This window comes from Mycoplasma nasistruthionis (assembly GCF_006228185.1).
In the GTDB taxonomy this organism is placed as follows: Bacteria; Bacillota_I; Bacilli_A; order Mycoplasmatales; family Metamycoplasmataceae; genus Mycoplasmopsis; species Mycoplasmopsis nasistruthionis.
The window spans coordinates 706,758-727,481 of record NZ_CP040825.1 but is presented as its reverse complement, the minus strand read 5'-3'; the positions used below and the strand labels follow the sequence as shown (position 1 = coordinate 727,481).

At 29.0% G+C, this 20,724-nt stretch carries 21 protein-coding genes; 11 read left to right on the top strand and 10 right to left on the bottom strand.

What is annotated here, in order from left to right; genetic code table 4:
- The first annotated feature begins 74 nt into the window (after positions 1-74).
- Positions 75-2,330 carry an MYPU_1760 family metalloprotease gene (locus tag FG904_RS02940; RefSeq protein WP_139592424.1) on the top strand — a complete coding sequence of 752 codons (2,256 nt, stop codon included), beginning with the start codon at positions 75-77 and terminating at the stop codon, positions 2,328-2,330.
- 17 nt (positions 2,331-2,347) lie between these two features.
- Entirely contained in the window at positions 2,348-3,007 is a 660-nt protein-coding gene (locus tag FG904_RS02935) for a DUF402 domain-containing protein (RefSeq protein ID WP_139592423.1), read from the top strand.
- 89 nt (positions 3,008-3,096) lie between these two features.
- On the opposite strand, the gene FG904_RS02930 is transcribed toward FG904_RS02935, so the two are convergent.
- From FG904_RS02930 to ftsY, 3 genes are all read right to left on the bottom strand, one after another.
- Positions 3,097-3,612: a hypothetical protein gene (locus FG904_RS02930; RefSeq protein WP_139592422.1), complete on the bottom strand. Its 516-nt coding sequence runs from the start codon at positions 3,610-3,612 to the stop codon at positions 3,097-3,099.
- 165 nt (positions 3,613-3,777) lie between these two features.
- Positions 3,778-4,002, bottom strand: a complete 225-nt coding sequence (locus tag FG904_RS02925) for a sigma factor-like helix-turn-helix DNA-binding protein (RefSeq protein ID WP_139592421.1) — start codon at positions 4,000-4,002, stop codon at positions 3,778-3,780.
- Positions 3,995-5,050 (bottom strand): signal recognition particle-docking protein FtsY, encoded by a 1,056-nt coding sequence (gene ftsY / locus FG904_RS02920; RefSeq protein ID WP_139592420.1) that lies wholly within the window; start codon positions 5,048-5,050, stop codon positions 3,995-3,997. The genes FG904_RS02925 and ftsY overlap by 8 nt, the downstream gene beginning before the upstream one ends.
- A gap of 49 nt (positions 5,051-5,099) precedes the next feature.
- On the opposite strand from ftsY, the gene FG904_RS02915 reads away from it, so the two are divergent.
- From FG904_RS02915 to der, 4 genes are all read left to right on the top strand, one after another.
- On the top strand, positions 5,100-5,915 hold the full coding sequence (locus FG904_RS02915; protein WP_139592419.1) for a hypothetical protein: 816 nt from the start codon (positions 5,100-5,102) through the stop codon (positions 5,913-5,915).
- A gap of 132 nt (positions 5,916-6,047) precedes the next feature.
- A complete protein-coding gene (locus FG904_RS02910) occupies positions 6,048-6,440 on the top strand; it encodes a hypothetical protein (protein ID WP_139592418.1) in 393 nt (130 codons plus the stop codon).
- Positions 6,441-6,491: 51 nt separating this feature from the next.
- Positions 6,492-7,172, top strand: coding sequence for a (d)CMP kinase (gene cmk, locus FG904_RS02905; RefSeq protein WP_139592417.1), 681 nt, complete (start codon positions 6,492-6,494; stop codon positions 7,170-7,172).
- A complete protein-coding gene (der, locus tag FG904_RS02900) occupies positions 7,165-8,478 on the top strand; it encodes a ribosome biogenesis GTPase Der (protein ID WP_139592416.1) in 1,314 nt (437 codons plus the stop codon). Before cmk ends, der begins: the two co-directional genes overlap by 8 nt.
- A 107-nt stretch (positions 8,479-8,585) precedes the next feature.
- On the opposite strand, the gene rpmB is transcribed toward der, so the two are convergent.
- The 7 genes from rpmB to tuf form a co-directional block, all read right to left on the bottom strand.
- Complete coding sequence (rpmB, locus tag FG904_RS02895; RefSeq protein ID WP_139592415.1) at positions 8,586-8,777, bottom strand: 50S ribosomal protein L28; 192 nt, start codon at positions 8,775-8,777, stop codon at positions 8,586-8,588.
- A 139-nt stretch (positions 8,778-8,916) separates the two neighbouring features.
- Positions 8,917-10,860, bottom strand: coding sequence for a DNA topoisomerase IV subunit B (parE, locus tag FG904_RS02890; protein WP_139592414.1), 1,944 nt, complete (start codon positions 10,858-10,860; stop codon positions 8,917-8,919).
- Positions 10,861-10,927: 67 nt separating this feature from the next.
- On the bottom strand, positions 10,928-11,788 hold the full coding sequence (gene ylqF, locus FG904_RS02885) for a ribosome biogenesis GTPase YlqF (protein WP_139592413.1): 861 nt from the start codon (positions 11,786-11,788) through the stop codon (positions 10,928-10,930).
- Positions 11,778-12,044: a DivIVA domain-containing protein gene (locus tag FG904_RS02880; RefSeq protein ID WP_139592412.1), complete on the bottom strand. Its 267-nt coding sequence runs from the start codon at positions 12,042-12,044 to the stop codon at positions 11,778-11,780. The genes ylqF and FG904_RS02880 overlap by 11 nt, the downstream gene beginning before the upstream one ends.
- Positions 12,045-12,046: 2 nt before the next feature.
- A complete protein-coding gene (locus FG904_RS02875) occupies positions 12,047-12,778 on the bottom strand; it encodes a TrmH family RNA methyltransferase (protein WP_139592411.1) in 732 nt (243 codons plus the stop codon).
- Positions 12,762-13,298 (bottom strand): tRNA (cytidine(34)-2'-O)-methyltransferase, encoded by a 537-nt coding sequence (locus tag FG904_RS02870; RefSeq protein ID WP_139592410.1) that lies wholly within the window; start codon positions 13,296-13,298, stop codon positions 12,762-12,764. The genes FG904_RS02875 and FG904_RS02870 overlap by 17 nt, the downstream gene beginning before the upstream one ends.
- A gap of 70 nt (positions 13,299-13,368) precedes the next feature.
- Positions 13,369-14,556 (bottom strand): elongation factor Tu, encoded by a 1,188-nt coding sequence (tuf, locus tag FG904_RS02865; protein WP_139592409.1) that lies wholly within the window; start codon positions 14,554-14,556, stop codon positions 13,369-13,371.
- A 507-nt stretch (positions 14,557-15,063) separates the two neighbouring features.
- Here tuf and FG904_RS02860 point away from each other — a divergent pair.
- The 5 genes from FG904_RS02860 (at position 15,064) to FG904_RS02840 (ending at position 20,718) form a co-directional block, all read left to right on the top strand.
- Entirely contained in the window at positions 15,064-17,439 is a 2,376-nt protein-coding gene (locus FG904_RS02860; protein ID WP_139592408.1) for a phosphoketolase family protein, read from the top strand.
- A 212-nt stretch (positions 17,440-17,651) separates the two neighbouring features.
- Positions 17,652-18,002 (top strand): hypothetical protein, encoded by a 351-nt coding sequence (locus FG904_RS02855; RefSeq protein ID WP_139592407.1) that lies wholly within the window; start codon positions 17,652-17,654, stop codon positions 18,000-18,002.
- Positions 18,003-18,406: 404 nt separating this feature from the next.
- Positions 18,407-18,625, top strand: a complete 219-nt coding sequence (locus FG904_RS02850; RefSeq protein WP_139592406.1) for a hypothetical protein — start codon at positions 18,407-18,409, stop codon at positions 18,623-18,625.
- A complete protein-coding gene (locus FG904_RS03500) occupies positions 18,556-19,143 on the top strand; it encodes a DDE-type integrase/transposase/recombinase (RefSeq protein WP_179950153.1) in 588 nt (195 codons plus the stop codon). The genes FG904_RS02850 and FG904_RS03500 overlap by 70 nt, the downstream gene beginning before the upstream one ends.
- 156 nt (positions 19,144-19,299) lie before the next feature.
- Positions 19,300-20,718 carry a hypothetical protein gene (locus tag FG904_RS02840; protein ID WP_139592405.1) on the top strand — a complete coding sequence of 473 codons (1,419 nt, stop codon included), beginning with the start codon at positions 19,300-19,302 and terminating at the stop codon, positions 20,716-20,718.
- Positions 20,719-20,724: the final 6 nt, after the last annotated feature.

Sequence of the window (20,724 nt, the reverse complement as noted above, 5' to 3'; positions counted from 1 at the left end):
AAATGACACTTTGTAAATTCAGCATAAAATCAAGAAAAAAAGGTAAAATTTAAATGATATATAAAAGAGGTTTTATGGGGAAAAAAATTATAGGTTTAATCCTAGGTTCTTCAGTGATAGTTGCAGGTGCAATTGTAGGTTCTTATTTTGGATTTAACACCATTGTTAATTCTCTATTACCAAAACAAAATAATCAGGGAAACTCGACTAAAAACTCTGGTAATAATTCAAATCCAAACAATGGTTTTAACACAGATGTTGACTATAAACAAATAAATGTTCCTACATTAGAAGGTTCAGCAGAAATTTTTCCAATTGGTGAAAATGAAGCTTTTTTTGCAAATTCTGAAGTAGCTAAAGCAGGTATTTCTAAATTAAACACTTTACTTGACTACAATTCACTTCAACCGCAAATAATTTACGGCAAAAGTGCTTACGTTTATAAAGATCCTTTTACTAAAATTGAATTCATTGACTATTCATATGCCAATGATGAAAACGGAAATCCAATTTACTTATTTGGTCCGCAGGGATTAGCTTTAATGGCACAAGAGTTTAAACGTAAAGTAACTTTTGGCCCTGAAGTTTTTGACCTTAAAAAAATTGAAATTAATAATTTTAATATCATTACCGAAAATTCTAATGGATTATATATTCCAAATATCAAAACAATTTTTATTAATGGTGCTGCTTTAAATGGTTTAGACGTAGACCTTTATACAAAAGTCGGTGTTTTAATGCCTACTATTTTTCATGAATACATGCACCATTGAAACAATTCGTATGCTGAAATCGCTTTTGAAAACTCAGATTACAATCAATTTATAAATGACAATCAAACTGCTGACAAAACTCAAAAGCAAGCGGTAAAAATTTATTACAATGATGTTTCTTCAAAATCATCAAGCCACAGCCATAGTAATAGACAACTTTGAAATGGTTACTTTGTTGACAACTTTAAGACCTTAACTAATTACAACGTACCTTTCAAATCAGAAATACAAACCGCATGAATTAGGGATGTTAGAAGACTGAATTCAACTGACTTATCTTCTGCAGCTCCAATTTCGAATTATTTATATAATGTTTTATCACCAAAACAAGTTTGAAATTTAGCTAATTCTGATCCTTCAAGCCCTATTGCTATTCAACTTAACCACACTGCATCTAAGTATAGAAAATTATTTTATTCACCAGATGGTCAATTTGGTTTAGATGCTAGTCAAATTAAATATTATTATTCTGCTACTGAATTAGTTCCAAGAGAATACTCAAAATACGCTTTTGAGTCATATTTCAGCATTAATGATCCAAATCCTGCTTTTACAGCTCGTGAAAAATTAGAACCATTTTCAATTGGTTATTTTGGTATCTTTAAATTTAAATATAACCAAAATAATACTTCGGTAACTTATTCATTTTCACCTTCTCCAATTGCTGATGATTATGGAAAAGTCTTTATGAATAATTTTGATTCATTAACAAGACAATATTTTTACCAACCACAATCAGTTATGATGCCTTCTACCCCATTTGCTTTAGAAGGTTATAAAATTAATCAAGCTGATGCTTATGAACTTTATGGAAAACAAGAAAATTTAGCTCAAATAATTACTGATTATGAAAATCAAGTTAAATCAAATAAAAATGTTTATTTCTATAAACTATTCTTAGAAACCATGGGTTATGGTAAAGTAATTTCTCAAATTTACTTTAACGAAGGTAATTGAAGTTGATTACAAAACTCATTTAGATCAATTAACCCTGATTCAAGTAAATACAATGAAATTAAATTCAGTGGTTATTTAGACTCAAATAAATACAAAGGGCTAGTATTTGTTAACAAAAGCACAGGTGCTGTAGTTAATAAAACTGAATTTGAATATTTAGATAGTTTTAACTTCTTTGGTCATGCCAACTTTGACGAAGGGGCTCAATTATTTAATGTTTCTAAAACAAATGATCCTGTTACTGGCAAACCCGTCACACAAATGTCAAACACAGAAGACAGGGATAAACAAATTAAAAATCGTATTTATCCAAATAGAATTATTAACACAACTACAAAAGAACCTATATTTAAAGATAATTACCCATATATTACCAAAGACTTCGTGCCATTTAATAACGAAGCAAATTTAATATATTTATGACAAGATTTAAACAATAATAATCTTGTTGAAGAAAACGAAATTTTAAAAGATCAAGAAATTACTCTACCTGAAAATAGATGAGTAACTTCAAGACGTAGCGTCCAAACTGCTACAAATTATGTTGTCAGAAAAAATTCAGATAATAAAACTGAAATAGTTAAGGTCTCTTCTAAATAATTTAGAAAGGAACTTATATGAACAAGCTAAAATGAGATTTTAGTAAGTTAAAAATCGGACAAATGGTAAATGTTCAAGCATATAAACACGATGGTTATTTATATCGTCAATGATTCGATGCTAAAGTTGTATTTCATAACAAAAGACACATTGTTTTATCACTTAAACACACTCGTGTTGCTGAACATGAAAAAGACGTTAATGGTTGAAAATACACTGATAACGCTTTATGATTTTTACCTAAAGACTCTTATTATAATGGAATAGTTTTATTAAGAGATAACGGCGCTTATCATTACATAAATATGGCTTCTAAGCCTATTTTTGAAGATAATACAATTAAATTTATTGATTACGATCTGGATGTAAAATGCTATCCTGATAAGGATTTACAAATTGTTGATCGTGAAGAGTTTTCTTTCCACTCTAAAAAACTAGAATATCCATTACAGTTAAAAAATATTCTTTATGAAGAATTAAAAAACATAATCACAATGTACAATGATTACAGATATTTTTTTAGTGATGATGTTATTATTTATTACCTAGAAATATTACTTAAAGATAAGTTAATTAGTGAAAAATTAATTGAGAAGTTTTTACAAGCTAATCAAAGAAAAAATAATGAAGAAATTGCTATGTTTTCTAGGTTAAGTAAGCGTTATTCTAAACGTTAAATATTACTTAAACACCTATTTCCTAGGTGTTTTTGTTTGCTTTTGCAATAAAAAATCTCAGGCTACCCTGAGATTGAAAATTATTAAAATTAAGCTTTTTTAACCTTTTTGTCTTTTTTGTTTTCTTTTGGTAAACCGTAAAGTCTTTTTGAACGTGCTCTAAATCATACAACATTGAAAATTGCTGATACTAAGTAAATTACAGGGAATGCAACAGCAAAGTAAATAATTGTTAATTTATCACTTTCTAATGTGTTTTGTAGAGCTTCTTGTCCTTTAAAGTTTTTACCTGTTAAGACAATGTCAAGGTTTTTAACAGCCAATACTGCTGAAATAATTAAAATTAAACTTACAAATGTAAAGAATAAAGTTGTTAAAACAGCAACACAAGCATTTGCTTTTAAGTATTTTTCTTCTTTAAATACAACGTTTTGAATTAAGTAAAAAATAAATCCAAAACATAATGGTAAGAACAGTGAAACTCACTGTAAAATTTGACCATCTAATGTTCCACTTGTAAATGAATAAACATATGTTGTGCTGAAATCATTATTTAATACAAATTGTGAATTTCCATATTCATTAGTAAATAATATTGAAGCCATAATTGATGAAGCTAGAAAAGCTACAACAAATAAAATAGCAAAAATACCATAAAAAATTGACTTGTTTTTTTCATATGTTTATTATACCCAATTTAGTTAATAAAAACCAAATTTAAAAGTATAACTTTTAAATATGAAAAACAACCTATTTATAGGTTGTTTTGATTATTGTAATGAATCATGAAGTTTATCAAGTTTAGCTAATGCTTTTTTAAGTGTATCAAACGCAGCGCTTCTAGTAGTTGCCATTATTTCAGCAATTTCAGCATATGATAAATCTTGTTGAAAATATAATTTAAAAACTTGCTTTTGATTTTGAGTTAATAAATTTTCATACAAATCAAACAGTTTGTTATATTTAACAACTGCTTCCATCGATCTGTTATTCATTGATTAGATCCTTAGTCATTTGATAAATAAATAACTCTAAATCAAACTCTTGTAAATCATCAAGTTTTTCACCTAAACCAACGTATTTAACATCTAAATCATATTCATCTTTAATTGATAAAACAATACCACCCTTACTTGTTCCATCCATTTTAGTTAACACAATACCAGTTAAATCACATACTTCTTTAAAACCTCTAGCTTGAGATAATCCATTTTGACCAGTGGTTGCATCAAGTACTAAAATAGTTTCATGTGGTGCGTCTTCAACAAACTTATGAATAACGCCTACCATTTTTTCAAGTTCTTTCATTAGATTGACTTTATTTTGTAATCTACCTGCTGTATCGATGATTAATAAATCATATTCTTGCTCTACAGCCATTTGACAAGCCTTATATACAACACTTGAAGGGTCAGCGCCTTCTTTGTCAGGTTTGACAATGTTTGCACCAATTCTATCTGCTCAAACACCTAATTGATTAACTGCACCAGCTCTAAAAGTATCGCCAGCTGCTATTAAAACTTTCTTACCTTCTTTGATGTATTTATAAGCCATTTTAGCGATTGAAGTGGTTTTACCTGAACCATTGACTCCGACAAAAATAAAGACATTCAATCTACCATCTTCATAGTTTAAGTTAGTATTAACAATCGAATCATTTGTATAAATTGCAAACATTTGATCAGCAACTATTTCACCGATCAGTTTTGGATCATCAATGTTATTTGTCCTAACTTCAGATTTAATTCTTTCTATCATAACATCAACTAAGTTTGAATTAATGTCTGACATAATTAATAGTTCTTCTAATTCTTCAAAAAACTCTTCATCTATCTTTATGTGTCTATTTTGAATTTCTAGCAACTGTTTACCAAAAGATGAAGAAGCATTAAATCCTTCTTCATATTTTTGGAACTTATCACTTTTAATTACTTCAAGCTGTTGTTTTTGTTCAAATTCTTGTTGTAATTCTTTAACTTTTTGTTCTTGAGTTACTTCATCTTTTTTGAAAACTTTGTTAATTAATTTTTTAAAAAATCCCATGCTTATATTTTATACATTTTTATATATTTATATTTAGTAAAATAATATTATGAATAATTCAATAATAACTTTTGTAGATAGTTTAATGATAATTCTATTTACAATTATTCTTTTCATTCTTTATAGGGTGCTGACAAGCATCAGACAAAGAGTGTATCATTTTGCTAAAGCTAAATTTGTTTTTAGTTGATTACAAAATCAACTAATTACTAAATCAGCAATTGGTTTAGTAGCATTTTTGATTGACATTGTTTTTTTTATTTTAGTGGGTACTAACACTATTAAAAGTTTTAGTTTTTCAAGTTCTATGATTGAAAACTTTAACTTTCTTTCAAATGTAAAAGCTTTAATTTTTTATCTAACTTGTTTTGAAGTTCTTGTAATTGTAATTTATATCACTTTATTTTATTATCACAACAACAAAAATAAAACTGAACCTAAAATAATTATTACTTCCGAATACTTTCAAGCCTTTGACACTAGGCTATACGAACAAATTCGTTATGATGAATGCGAATTTGTTAAAACTCAATTTAAAAACACCAGAATAGTTCCTGATCGTATTTCAAGTCTAAAAGACTATGTTTCTGGTATTTTATGAAGAAAAAACATTTCTGAAAAATGATTTTATAAATCACTTTTAAATTATTGTGTTTTTATTGTCAATTCTTCTCCGTATCAGTATGAAAAAGGTGTTTTTCAAAATGAATATGAACTTAGTGAAAAAATTGAATTAGCTTCACTATTTAATGACAATACTGAATATATGACATATATAATTAAAGCTAATTGAAATTATTTAAATTCAATCGCTAAATTAGATTTTGAAAAATTTAACAAATATCTGCAAAAAGCATTTAACTAAAAATATCTGTTTAAGCCAGTGACGTAGGCTTAAAAGACAGATATTTTTTATTTACTTTTATTTATTGTAGTTTTTAGTTCAAAAGGAACTAGATTTTAGTAAAATACTATATATCAATATAAGGCTAAAATCATGAATAAAAGTATCTTATTTCAACGCTTAAAAAACTTAGCAATAAATCAAGATAAGGAACTAATTTCAGAAATTCAATGAATTAATTCATTGACTAAAAATGCACAGCTTAAAACTGAATTTACTCCTTTTAAAAATGCTTGTCCTCAAAACAGAATTAATGAGGAACTTTTTGCCACCAACTACAATTCATACAGGATGATTTTAGACCAATTAAACAAGACCAATCAAGCATGCTTAGAGCTTGATGGTACTTTTGTTAACAAATACGAATTCGACAGTGATAAACCAAATTTATATTTATTAGACATAATCAGTCAAAATAAAAATGTGAATCAAGAAAACCAAGAATCACGCACCACGACTATAATTGTTAATAAAATTGACATTTAACGTGCTGTGTGTTTTTGTTTATGAATTTTAAAGGATTAGAAAGGGTTAATTATGAAAGTTAATATTGCTATTGACGGACCAAGTGGCGCAGGAAAAAGTACCATTTCCAAACAAATTGCACAAATACTTGGTTATACTTTTATTAACAGCGGAAGCATTTATCGTGCTGTAGCTTATCAAGCTAATAAACATGGATATTTATTAGAACAAAACAATGATCCAGTTCAAATGGAAAACATTTTAGCTGATTGTAAAATTCAACTACTACCTAACGATGTAACAATGCTAAACGGCGAAGATATTTCAAGACAAATTCGTTCAGAGTTTATTTCAAAAATAACTCCGATTATTGCAAAAATCCCTAGAGTTAGAGAATTTGTGGTTGATTTTATACAAAAAATCACTCTAAAGGATAAGGGTTATATTATCGACGGTAGAGATACAACTTATAAAATCATGCCACATGCAGAAGTTAAAGTTTTCTTATTTGCTGACCCACAAATTCGTGCAAAACGTAGATACGAACAGTTAAGAGCTATGAATTATGACATAACTTTAGATGAAGTTATTGTTGAAACTAAACTTCGTGATGAACAAGATTTTCACCGTCAATTAGACCCTTTACAAAGAACACCTGATTCTGTTTACATAGATTCAACATCAATGGAAATGGAAGAAGTAATTGACAAAATCTTAGAAATAGTTAAGCAAAAAGGAGGTTTAAGTGCGTAATACAGTCGCTATTGTTGGTAAACCTAATGTTGGAAAAAGTACTTTTTTCAACAAACTAATTGGTAAACGTGTTTCAATCGTACATGATGAACCAGGTGTGACCAGAGACCGTTTATATGAAACCGTTCACTGAACAGGACACGATATTAAAATTATTGACACTGGTGGAATTGAAATTGAGAACCGTCCTTTTCAGGAACAAATTCAAACACAAGCTAAAATTGCTATTGAAGAAGCTGATGTAATTTTATTTTTATTTGATGGAAATTCAGAAATAACAAATGATGATATGTTCATTATGAATATTTTAAGACGTTCATCAAAACCAATTATTGCTGTTGCAAATAAGCTTGAAGGAAATCAACAATTTGATTACAGTTGATATCGTTTAGGTGTTGATGATATTTTTGGTATTTCTGCGCTTCATGGTGAAGGTATTGGAGATGTTTTAAATAAATGTGTTGAGTATCTAGACTTTGACGATATTCAAGAAGAAGATAGTTTTAAATTAGCTATTATCGGAAAACCAAATGCTGGAAAAAGTTCACTATTAAACAATTTATCTCAACAAGAAAGATCTATTGTTTCAGAAATTGCAGGTACAACCAGAGACAGCGTTAAAGCTGATGTTGTTATTAATGAACAGTTATACAACATTATTGACACTGCCGGAATTACTAAAAAATCTAAACTTGTTGAATCAGTTGATCATTATGCCTTAATGCGTGCTATGAATTCATTATCAGATGCAGATTTAACTTTAATTGTTATTGATGCTTCCCAACCTGAAATTTCACACTTTGATTCAAGAATTATTGGTTATGCACTTGAAAATGAAAAACCAATTATTATGGTTATTAACAAGTGGGACTTAATTGCTAAAGAAACAAACACTATGGCTGAATATGAAAAGAAATTAAGACAAAAATTTCACTTTGTTCCTTGAGTGCCTTTTGTATTTATTTCAGCTAAATTTAATCAACGTTTAAATACTTTATACAAAACTATTGCTGAAGTTAGAAACAATCTTGAAAGAAAAATTAAACCTGCTTTACTTTCAAACTTATTAATGGAAATTCAATTAATTCAACCAGCTCAATCGTATAATGGTGGTAGATTACATATTTATTTTGCTCGTCAAGAAAACGGTAAAATTCCTACATTTACATTTTTTGTTAACAATAAAAAATTCTTACACTTCTCTTATCAAAGACAATTAGAAAATCAATTAAGACAAACTTTTGATTTTAAAGGTTGTCCAATCAAAATGAACTTTAAAAACAAAACAGGTTCAAATTTAGAATAAGATACTTAAACTTGCTTCTTTATAAGCAAGTTTTTTTATTGCAAAAGCAAAATAAAAAACGCTTGATCAAGGCGTTTTTCTATTATGTAGTGAATATAAATCTAAAATTAGATTAAACCTTTGTTTTTTAAGGTTTTTAATGTTTTTGCACTAACTTTTAATGTTAGTCTTTGTCCATCAACTGTTACTCTAACTTTTTGTAAGTTTACATTAAATTTTCTTTTTGTAGCGTTTAATGCGTGAGAACGTTTGTTTCCTGATTGAGGACCTCTACCTGTTAAGACATCTCTTCTTGACATTTCATAATCCTTTCTAAAATATTAGCTAATATGTTTATATCAGTTATAAAGCCTATAAATTATAACACAAAAAATTAAAAATTTATCTTTTACAAATTCTCTTATTGTGCTTGCGCATAGGTATTAAAGAATTATTTTTCTATTCAGCAAAATCTAATTTGTCAGTTAATTTTTCAATATAATCATCTTCTGCTGAAAAATCAACGTTTTGATCAATTCATTCACGTCTATATTCAGCATTTTCACCCATTAAAACACTTATTCTACGTTCAGCTCGCATAGCATCTTCAATGGTTGCTTGAATTAATGTTCTCGTTTCAGGATTCATTGTAGTTTCTCAAAGTTGATCGGCGTTCATTTCGCCTAAACCTTTATAACGCTGTAGTTCATAACTTTCTTTTGTATTGTCTAAAATATCTTTTAAGTCATCGTCATCTCAAGCATATTTAACTTGCTTAGATTTACTTAAAAGCACCTTATATAGAGGTGGAAGCGCAATAAACACTTTTCCTTGGTCAATCAAAGGTTTCATGAAACGGTAGAAAAATGTTAATAATAAAACTTGAATGTGGGCTCCGTCAGTATCGGCATCTGTCATGATTATAATTTTTCCATACTGTGCTTTTAAAGCATCAAAGTCTTTACCAAAACCGGCACCTATTGTGTTAATAATTGTACTTATTTCAGTGTTTTTAAGCACATCAGATAATTTTTTCTTTTCTGAGTTAATAACCTTACCTCTTAGCGGTAAAATTGCTTGATATTTTCTGTCTCTTCCACTTTTAGCACTACCACCAGCCGAATCTCCTTCGACTAAAAATAATTCTTTTTCTTCAACTTTTTTCGAAGTTGCTGGGGTTAATTTATCGCTTAAAATTGTTTTCTCTTTAAGAATTTTTTTAGATTTTCTAGCTTCTTCTTTGTTTTTCTTTTCTTCAATTCTTAAGTCATAGGCACTTTTGATTTTATTTAAAATTTTCTTTCAAGAATCTTTATTTGTACTAATTCAATGTTGTAGGTTTTTTGAAACAACATCTTCCACTGCGGTTTTCGCGTCAGGTGTACCTAATTTATCTTTCGTCTGACTAACAAATTCAAGTAAGCTTTCAGGAACTTTCAGTGATAAAACAACAGATAAACCTTCTGATATATCGACAAAATCAAAAGTTTTTCCACCTTTTAAAACCCCTTCTTTTGTGGCTATTTCATTAATGGTTTTATTAAATGCAGATTTTAAACCTTGTTCATGAGTTCCACCGTCTCTTGTTTTAACGTTGTTAACAAAACTTAAAATTGTTTCATTATATGAATCCGTTCATTGAAATGCAAAATCTATTTCAATATTTTTACTTTCACCTTTGAATGAAATTGGATCAATTAAGTTAGTTTTTGAGTCATTTAAGAAGCTTAAGAATGACTTTAATCCATCTTTGTACTGATAAACTTCTTGTTTATTTTCAATTTGATCAGTTAATGTGATTTTTAGATTTGATACTAAAAAAGCACTTTCTTTTAATCTTTCTGAAATTCTGTAGAAATTTAACTTAGCTCGTCTAAATAGTGCATAATCAGGCCAAAATTCCACTGTTGTACCCGTTTCTTTACTTGTTCCAATTTCTTGCGTTTTTTGGACAATTTTATCTTGATTAAAAATTGTTTGATACAACTTATTGTTTCTTGACACTGTCGCTATTAATTTGGTTGATAAGGCATTAACAACACTTGAACCAACTCCATGCAAACCTCCAGAAGTTTTATAGGCTTGATCACTGAATTTTCCACCAGCGTGCAACTCTGTAAAGACTAATTCTACAGCTGTTTTGTTTTCACCCTTAACTTTATCCACAGGAATTCCACGACCGTTGTCAGACACTAAAACTGATCCATCTTGTCTTAAAACAACATTAATTTTGGTTGCATGACCTGCTAAAGCTTCATCAATTGAGTTATCAACAATTTCTCAGACTAAGTGATGTAAACCATTTACATCGGTTGAACCGATATACATTCCCGGTCTTTTTCTAACGGCTTCTAAACCCTTTAATTGCTTAATACTACTTGCATCATAATTGTTATTTGTCATAATTTAAATTATATAAAAAATACACTGTTTATAACTAAACAGTGTAAAAATTTCAGTATTTTAGGAATTAATCATAAGTAACATTATCAAGATTTTTGGCTCAATTAATGAATTGAATATAAGTTTTGTTTCAATCAACTTTTCCTTTTTCTTTGAAAATTTTAAATTTCTCACCATATTCATAAAGTTGATTGTAAACTTCAATTTTGTCATCGCTTGGCACTAAGCCTAAGGCTTGTATTCTTTCTGGATAATACTTAGACACAAGTTTATACATTGAACTAGCACAAAATTCTAAAGGAAAGTTTTCAAGTTTTATAGCTCCTGTTATAAGCAACTTAACAGCTACTTCTTGGTCTTCAAATCTAGGTAATAAAATTCCTGGAGTATCTAAGAATAGATACTCACCATTAACAACTCACTTAACTTCTTTTGTGACCCCTGGATAATTCGCAACTTTTAAACTACTTTTTTCTGAAACAAGATTGATTAAACTACTCTTACCACAGTTTGGAACTCCTAGAACAAATGATTTCATTCTTGTAATTAGCATTCCTTTAGCTTTGTTTCTTTGGATTTTTTCGGTCATTAAAGATTTCACAGCATTTAATATCGGTTTTCTTGATGATGCTTTTCTAAGGTCTAATCAAAGTAATTTTTCACCTTTGAACCTTGCTTCAATCTTAGCTTTTTTAGTTTTATCCATTAAATCACTTTTTGTAATAATAAATAAACGTGGTTTATGTGGGGCTATTGAATCAAAATCTTCATTATAAGAGCTAATAGGACATCTTGCATCTAAAACAACAATAAAAACATCAGCTAAATTCGCTTTTTCTTTAATGTCCCTTGTGGCTTTTGCCATATGACCAGGGAATCATTGGATTCAATTTTTGTATTCTTTTTCTGAATCTTGATTATTGTTCATCTAGTTTTTTCCTTTCACTCTTGTATCTATTCAACTCTTCTTGACAAGCTCCATAAGAATCTAAAGTTGCTTTATAAAGTTTTTTATATTTTTTTAATTCATCTTTTAAGTCATTAATGTCACTTAACTGTGAAGTTAAGGCATTAGAAAGTTTTTCTAAAAAAGCATCAACTTGCTTTTTAGAATAACCTTCAAAATCTAAATTAAACTCTTGTTTTTCAATGTTTTTAATAATATCTTGCACTTTCATATCCATAATTACCTCTTTTTATCATTGTAAAAGTGATTTAAAACAATTCCTGTAGCAACTGCTACGTTTAAACTTTCAAATTCGATTGGTATATAAAGTCCAAAGTCAGAAACTTCTTGGACTTCTTTGCTAATACCATTACCTTCATTGCCTACTACTATAACTAGTTTTTTGTCATCGACAACTACGCTATTAAGTTGTTTGGCGTTTGTGTTTAAGATTGTTGAGTAAATTGTATAACCTTGTGATTTTAGGTTTATCAATTCATGTCTTGTATTATTTGTTTTATATAAATTAGTTTTAAAAAATGCCCCTTGAGATGATCTAATTACTTTAGGATTAAAATAGTCAAAATTGCTAATAATAATATCATTAAAACCAAATGCTTTGGCTGTTCTTATAATAGTTCCAACATTACCTGGATCTTGTAAATTATCCAAAACCAAAACTTTTGAACCTATGTCACTGTTATTTTCAGATATTTTACAAACCCCAACTATACCTTGAGGGGTTTTTGTATCAGTTAATGATGCCAAAATTTCAGGACTTACTTGAATTGAATTATCAAACTTGTTTTTGTCAATTAATTCTAAGGTTTCAACTAAAATACCTTTTTCTTTTGCTTCATTTACCAAATGATAGCCTTCAACTAAAAACAATTTACTTTTATCCCTGTATTTCTTATCTTTTAGTTTTATGATGTCTTTTATCTTTTGATTATTTTTACTTAAAATTGTCATGTTTTAATAAAAAATCTTTCCCTTTTTCAACTTCATACAATGATAAATCATTTCAATCTAGCTGACGCATAACCTCAAAACTAATAATGCTTACACAATTACCTAAGTTAATTGAACGCATAGCGGAAACCATCGGTATTCTTAAGCAGTTGTCAATATGATCTTTTAAAACATTTTTATCAATTCCAGTCGATTCTCTTCCGAACATTAATCAAATTTCTTGCTTAGTGTCATATTCATTTTTAAAATCAACTTGATCATATGTTTTTAGCCCGTATCTGGTTATATAATAAATATTTTTATCTTTGTATTTATTAGCAAAATCTTGATAAGAATCATGAACTTCATGTTCAATGTCTGACAGTAAACGTCCTGCTCCTGCACGTTTAAGTCATTTAGGATGTAAATCAAAACCAATTGGTTTAATGATATGAAGCTTTGCTCCTAAGGCATAGCAAGTTCTAATGATATTACCTGTATTAACATGAATTTCTGGTTGATATAAAACAATATTTAACATAGTATTAAAATTATATACATTTAAACAAAAAACATCTTGCAAAGCAAGATGTTTTGTTTGTTGAAAATAATTATTTAAGAATTTTTGTTACTGAACCAGCACCAACTGTACGTCCACCTTCACGGATTGAGAATTTTGTTCCTTCTTCAACCGCAATAGGAGCGATTAATTTAACTTTTAAGTTAACGTTTTCACCTGGCATAACCATTTCACGTCCAGCTTCAAATTCAACTCCACCTGTTACGTCTGTTGTACGGAAGTAGAATTGTGGTTTATAGTTTTTGAAGAATGGTGTGTGACGTCCACCTTCTTCTTTTTTAAGTACATAAATAGCAGCTTCGAATTCTGTGTGAGGAACGATTGAACCTGGTTTAGCTAAAACTTGTCCACGTTCAACTTCTTCACGGTTTACACCACGTAATAATAGTCCGGCGTTGTCCCCTGCTTGTGCTTCTTTAAGGTTTTTACGGAACATTTCGATTCCTGTAACAACTGTTTTCTTAGTAGGTTTTAATCCAACGATTTCAACTTCGTCATTTAAGTGTAATGTTCCACGTTCTACACGACCTGTAGCAACTGTTCCACGTCCTGTAATTGTGAAAACATCTTCAACAGCCATTAAGAATGGTTTGTCAAATTCTTTAACTGGAGTTTCAATGTATGAGTCAACTGCATCCATTAATTCCATAACTTTCTCTTCGTATTGTGCATCACCTTCTAATGCTTTTAGAGCTGATCCACGGATGATTGGAGCATTGTCACCATCGAATCCGTATTCTGATAATAATCCACGGATTTCCATTTCAACAAGTTCAATCATGTCTTCTTCACCTTCAAGCATGTCGCATTTGTTTAAGAATACAACGATACGAGGAACACCAACTTGTTTAGATAGAAGAATGTGTTCACGTGTTTGAGGCATAGGTCCATCAGTTGCAGCAACAACTAAGATAGCACCATCCATTTGAGCAGCCCCTGTAATCATGTTTTTAACGTAGTCAGCGTGACCAGGACAGTCAACGTGTGCATAGTGACGTTTTTCTGTTTGGTATTCGATGTGTGATGTGTTAATTGTAATTCCACGTGCTCTTTCTTCTGGAGCGTTATCGATAGAAGCATAATCACGAGCTTCTGATAATCCTTTTTTAGCTAAAACTGTAGCAATAGCAGCTGTTAAAGTTGTTTTACCGTGGTCAACGTGACCAATTGTTCCAACGTTAACGTGTTCTTTACTACGGTCGAAATCTAATTTTGCCATAATTTAATCCTTTCTTTTAAAAAATATTATTATGATTTTGTGATATATAAATAAATTGTTTTAGCGCTAAAACCAACCTACGTCCAGTCTTTCAGCTGGAACCTGTCCATTAATTATTAGCATAGTAATTTTACCAAAAAATTAACTAATTAAAGATGCTAATTATGGCGCATAATTTATTTATTGTTATTAACAATTATATTAAATTAAATTTTTAAATTTCATATTAAATTAAAATATTTTTTAAATCAATTGATCCATAATCATTACCTTGTTTTTAAAACATTTATTTGTTAAAAATTAGATTTTTAAAAATCAAAGTTTTTATGCAAATTAAGCAAAATTTTATTGAATTTACATGCTTTTTATTACTAAAAACAAGGGTTTTTATACCTATATTTTTAATTAAGGAATTTTTAAAAAAATGTAATAATTATATTACATGTTAAAAAAGCATTTTCTGCTTAGTATTTAATGTGTTACTAATAATACAAAAGGATAACAAACATGTCAAAATTTGATCAAAAAGACTATTTAGATAAAGTACATGCTTGATGACGTGCTGCTAACTTTCTTTCAGTAGGACAAATCTACTTAAGAAACAATCCACTTGTTAAAGGTGGGTTAAAAGCAGAAGATGTTAAGATGTACCCTATCGGTCACTGAGGAACAATCCCAGGACAAAACTTAATTTATGCACACTTAAACCGTGTTATTAATAAATATGACTTAGAAATGTTTTACATTGAAGGTCCGGGTCACGGTGGACAAGTTATGATCTCAAACTCATACCTTGACGGAAGTTATACAGAATTATTCCCTGAAATCACAAAAGATGAAGAGGGAATTAAAAGAATGTGTAAAAGATTCTCATTCCCTGGTGGAACAGCTTCTCACGCTGCGCCTGAAACTCCAGGTTCAATCCACGAAGGGGGAGAATTAGGGTATGCACTTTCACATGCTACAGGTGCTATTTTAGATAACCCTAATATTATTGCTGCAACAGTTATTGGAGATGGTGAAGCTGAAACAGGTCCATTAGCAGCTGGATGATTCTCAACATCATTCATTAACCCAGTAAACGATGGTGCTGTATTACCAATCTTACACTTAAACGGTGGAAAAATTTCTAACCCAACAATTATGGCTCGTAAAACAAATGAAGAAATTTCTGATATGTTAAGAGGTTTCGGATGAGAAGCTATTTTTGTTGAAGCAGATGTTTTTGACCAAGAAGGTATTCATGAACCAATGGCTAAAGCATTTGACTTAGCTGTTGAAAAAATTCTTGCTATCCAAGCAGAAGCAAGACAAAAACCTGCTGAAGAAGCAAAAAGACCTATTTGACCAGCTCTTATTGTTAGAACTCCAAAAGGTTGAACTTGCCCTCACAAAGTTAATGGTTTAACATATGAAGGAAGCTTTAGATCACACCAAGTTCCATTACCAGTTACATCAGAAAACCCTGAAATGTTAGCTGACTTAGAACAATGATTATTATCATACCGTCCAGAAGAATTATTTAACGAAGACGGAAGCTTTAAAGCTGAATTAGCAGAAATTGCACCACAAGGTGACAAGAGAATGGGAATGCACCCAATTACAAACGGTGGAATTAACCCAAGAGCTTTAGATTTACCAGATTGAAAACAATTTGCATTAGACATTGAACAACCTGGTGATCGTAAAGATCAAGATATGGTTAATGCTGGAAACTGATTTGCTGAAGTTATTAAGAGAAACCCTGACAACTTCAGAGTATTTGGACCAGATGAAACTAAATCAAACAGATTATTCGCTGTTTTAAAAACAACAAACAGACAATGATTAGAAAGAGTTGATGTTGAATTAGATGAAGCTGTTGGACCAGTTGGTAGAGTTATTGACTCACAACTTTCAGAACACCAAGCTGAAGGATTCTTAGAAGGATATGTTCTAACAGGACGTCATGGAGTATTCGTATCATACGAATCATTCTTAAGAGTTATTGACTCAATGCTAACACAACACATGAAATGAGTTGTTAAAGCTAGAAAAATTGGATGAAGAAAAGATTATCCATCATTAAACGTTATTGCTACATCTACAGCATTCCAACAAGACCACAACGGTTATACACACCAAGATCCAGGTATTTTAGGACACTTAGCAGATAAGAGACCAGAATTAATTCGTGAATACTTACCTGCTGACTCAAACACATTATTAGCTGTTTTAGATAAAGCTTACAGAGAAAGAGACGTTATTAACTTAATCGTTGCTTCAAAACAACCAAGAGACCAATTCTTCAACGTTGAAGAAGCTCAAGAATTAGTTGATAAAGGACTTAAAGTTATTGATTGAGCATCAACATGTTCAATGGATGAAAATCCAGACCTAGTTGTAGTTGCTTCAGGTACAGAACCAAACTTAGAAGCTCTAGCAACAGTTTCAATCTTAAACTCACACTTCCCATCATTAAAAATTAGATTTGTTAACGTAGTTGACTTACTAAGACTACGTCACCCAAGTATTGACCCACGTGGATTATCAGATGCTGAATTCAATGCTATTTTCACAACAAGCGCACCAGTATTATTCGCATTCCACGGTTTTGAAGGATTAATTAGAGATATCTTCTTCTCACGTCAAAACCACAACTTATTCGTTCACGGATATAGAGAACACGGTGATATTACTACTTCATTCGACATTAGATTAATGAGTGAAATGGATAGATTCCATATGTCAATCACTGCTGCTAAAGCTGTATTTGGACAAGATGCATCACAATTCGTTCAATTAATGGAAGATAAAATTGCATACCACAACCAATACATTAAAGAAGTTGGAATTGACATTGATGAAGTTAGATACTGAAAATGACAACCACTTAACAAATAGTCTTTAATGAGACAAATTATAAAAAGTCAGTGTAAACTGACTTTTTTGTTTGCTTTTCTTGTTTTTTCATAATTTAAGAAAAGTTAGATAAAAAATGTGAAAAATAAAAAGTTTAGTGAAATTTTGCAAAATATTACTTGCAATTTATATGATTTTGTTCTATGTCATTTAAAAAGTTAAATAATATTTTATATACAGTAAAAGAAGGCACAATGAAAACAAGTTGAAAATGATTAATTTTTGCTTTTGCAACACCATTATTTTTAAGCAGTTGTCACATGACTCAAAATAAAGAAAATGAAGAAAAAAAATATCTGAGAAACTCAGAATTATTCATCCAAATTCCTGAAAATCAAAACGATTTAAATGATGAAATTAAAAAACAAATTATTTTTTTAAAAGACATTCATAAGTTAGTAGAAAAAATTATGTACACATTCACTTTTAAAAGAAGGGATGTGTTTTTTAATGAATTTAAAACAATTTACAGTTACAGAAAAACTAAAATACATAAATTTAAATCAGAATTATGGTTTAGCTTATGCTTCTGAAGCGTTTGCTAACGAATATTGAGTTGATAGATATAAATGAAAGGGAAAAACAAAAGCTGATGCATATCATTATGGTTGAATACTAATTACAAATTGATTGAAACTTTATAATATAGATATGTTATTATTGAAATCAAAATCAGGTAGACCTAAGAAGAAAAAAACCCACTTTTGATGATTTAGGTCCGAATGAACGCGAAGCAATTGAGTGAGCTATAACAAGAGTTTTAGAAAGACATGGAATTAAGAAGTCTGAAATTTTTAAAGAAATTAAAGAATATGACAAAACTAAACTATCAAGAATTAATATAAAAGGGATATCTGACTTTTTTGAATGTTCAAGAAGTGTATTTTACAACAACCACCAAAAGAAAACTAAAAGTGATCCAACGGAAAAATACTTGGACAAAAAGTTAATGAATTGAATTTTATGCGAAGCTCAAAAATCAGGTGAAGTTATAGGTAGAGATAAACTTTACCATAAGTATTTAAGCACTAAACGTAAAAGAGTATCGTCATATGTATTTTGAATTAACTATATAAAAACAGGTTATAAATCTAAAGCTTACAAAACAAAAAGTCTAAGAAGAATCCGAAAGAAGATAAGTTTAAAAAGGTTTGAACTGAAGATTTAGTTGGAGGAGATTTTTCATCAAATTATTTTGGTGAAAAACTGCATGCTGATATTAAATTTGTTAAGGTAAATGACGGTTGAAAATATTTACATGTAATTACTGAAACTTATTCTAATTCAATCCTTAGTTGAACATTATCTGACGATAGAACTGCTCAATCCACTATAAATCTTTTAAAAAGTACTTTAGAAAAGTACGGTTTTAGTCCGCGAATTTTTCACAGTGATCATGGTTTGGAATATGCTAATTATGAATTAAAAGAATTTTTAGAGAAACATAATATAAAACAATCAATGTCACCAAAAGGTAACTCTTTAGCAAATCGACCATCTGAATATTTATTTTCAGTTTTTCAGCGCGAACTTTTTGATTTCTACAATACTGCTGAAATGAAATTTTCTAAAGTGTATAATCTAATTAACAATTTCGTTAGTTGATACAACAACGAAAGACCGCAATCAAATTTAGAATATAAAACGCCATATGCGGTTAACAAGCATATAGCGTTATGTGTATAAATTTTTTCTACTAATATACACAATTAAGAAACAATTTAAATGAAAATATGAAAAATAAATGATTTAATGAAATTTTGCATAATATTGATTATAAATTTTAAGATTTTGATTTGTTCAATTTAAAAAGTTAAATAATTATTTATATAAGAAGGCGACATGAAAACAGATTGAAAATGATTAATTTTAACTTGTGCAACACCATTATTTTTAAGTAGTTGCCATATGACTGAAAATAAAAAAGTTGAAGCTAAAGATGAAACCAGAAAATACCTAAAAAACTCCGAATTATTTATTCAAATTCCTGAGAATGAGCATGTTTTAAATGATGAAATCAAAAAACAAATTACTTTTTTAAAAGACATACAGAAGAATTATGAAAACATAGAAATTTCTTCAATATCTAAAGCTGAAGAAAGTTCAGATGCTAATGATGTAGGTACTAAAAAATTAAAAGACAGGCTTAATGACATTTCTAACATAAATGCTTATATAAGTTATGTAAATGCATACATTACACTTTTAAAAATTATAAAAACTCAAAATTTCCAAAATTTCAGTGTAAGCGATGAATTGAATTCTGAAATACTAAGCTCTAAAAACTTTAATGCTGAACTAACAAATGATAACAAAATACAATATGTTAATGATATAGAAACTAATGCAGAGAGTCTTTATGATGAATATTACACATATATGGAAAGAATTCATTTTCTTTTAAACTGAAAGAAAAATCCGAACTGACAGACAATTGTAACTAGTATTCCTAAATTATTTAAAATAATTCCAAAACTTAAAGGATATATTGATAAAGATAATGTGACTGATTATTTTTTTGAACTAAATATACCTGATAATTTAAGGCACATAGATGGAAAATATTATAAAAAAATAGATGTTTTAAATTTTTATAAGAGCAACGAAAAATTTATTCAAATTACTTTTATGTATTTACCTAAATTTTTAACATATTATGAATTTTTTAATTCATTGTATGTACATTGAAAACCTGTAAATTTTCTAATTGATCATATTGATTATTACAAAAATATTCCTTCAGACGTTTTTATAAATAACAAAAGTTTTAAAAGAGATTCAGAAATATTTGGAGATGAAAACAAAAAATATTGACAAAATAAGTCAAGCGATAATATTAAAGTTCTAAAGAACAATGCGTCAAATACGCCTCTTTATTTTAGATTTGAAGATCCTGAAGATTTTTTAAAACATAATGTTAACAATGATGATTTGTTGAATGATTTTAAAGTTACTAATAATGTAACCTCTATTTTTAAAATATCATTACCTAAAAATGAAAAACATAATTTAGGTATTTATTCTGTCACATTAAATGATATATTTGAATACTTTAAAATTTCAATTCCTGATAATTCTGTTAAAGTCGAACAAATACTTATTAAACAAGCGGAAAAATATAAATCCAGCAAACTAAGGATATGATTTTCCCCTGAAGATAGTATAAATATGTTCCAAAAATTAGACTACTCATCTCATTATAAAGGACCAGAAACTGGTCGAATTCTTGATGATGATCTTATAGATGAAATTAATAAATAAAGGTTT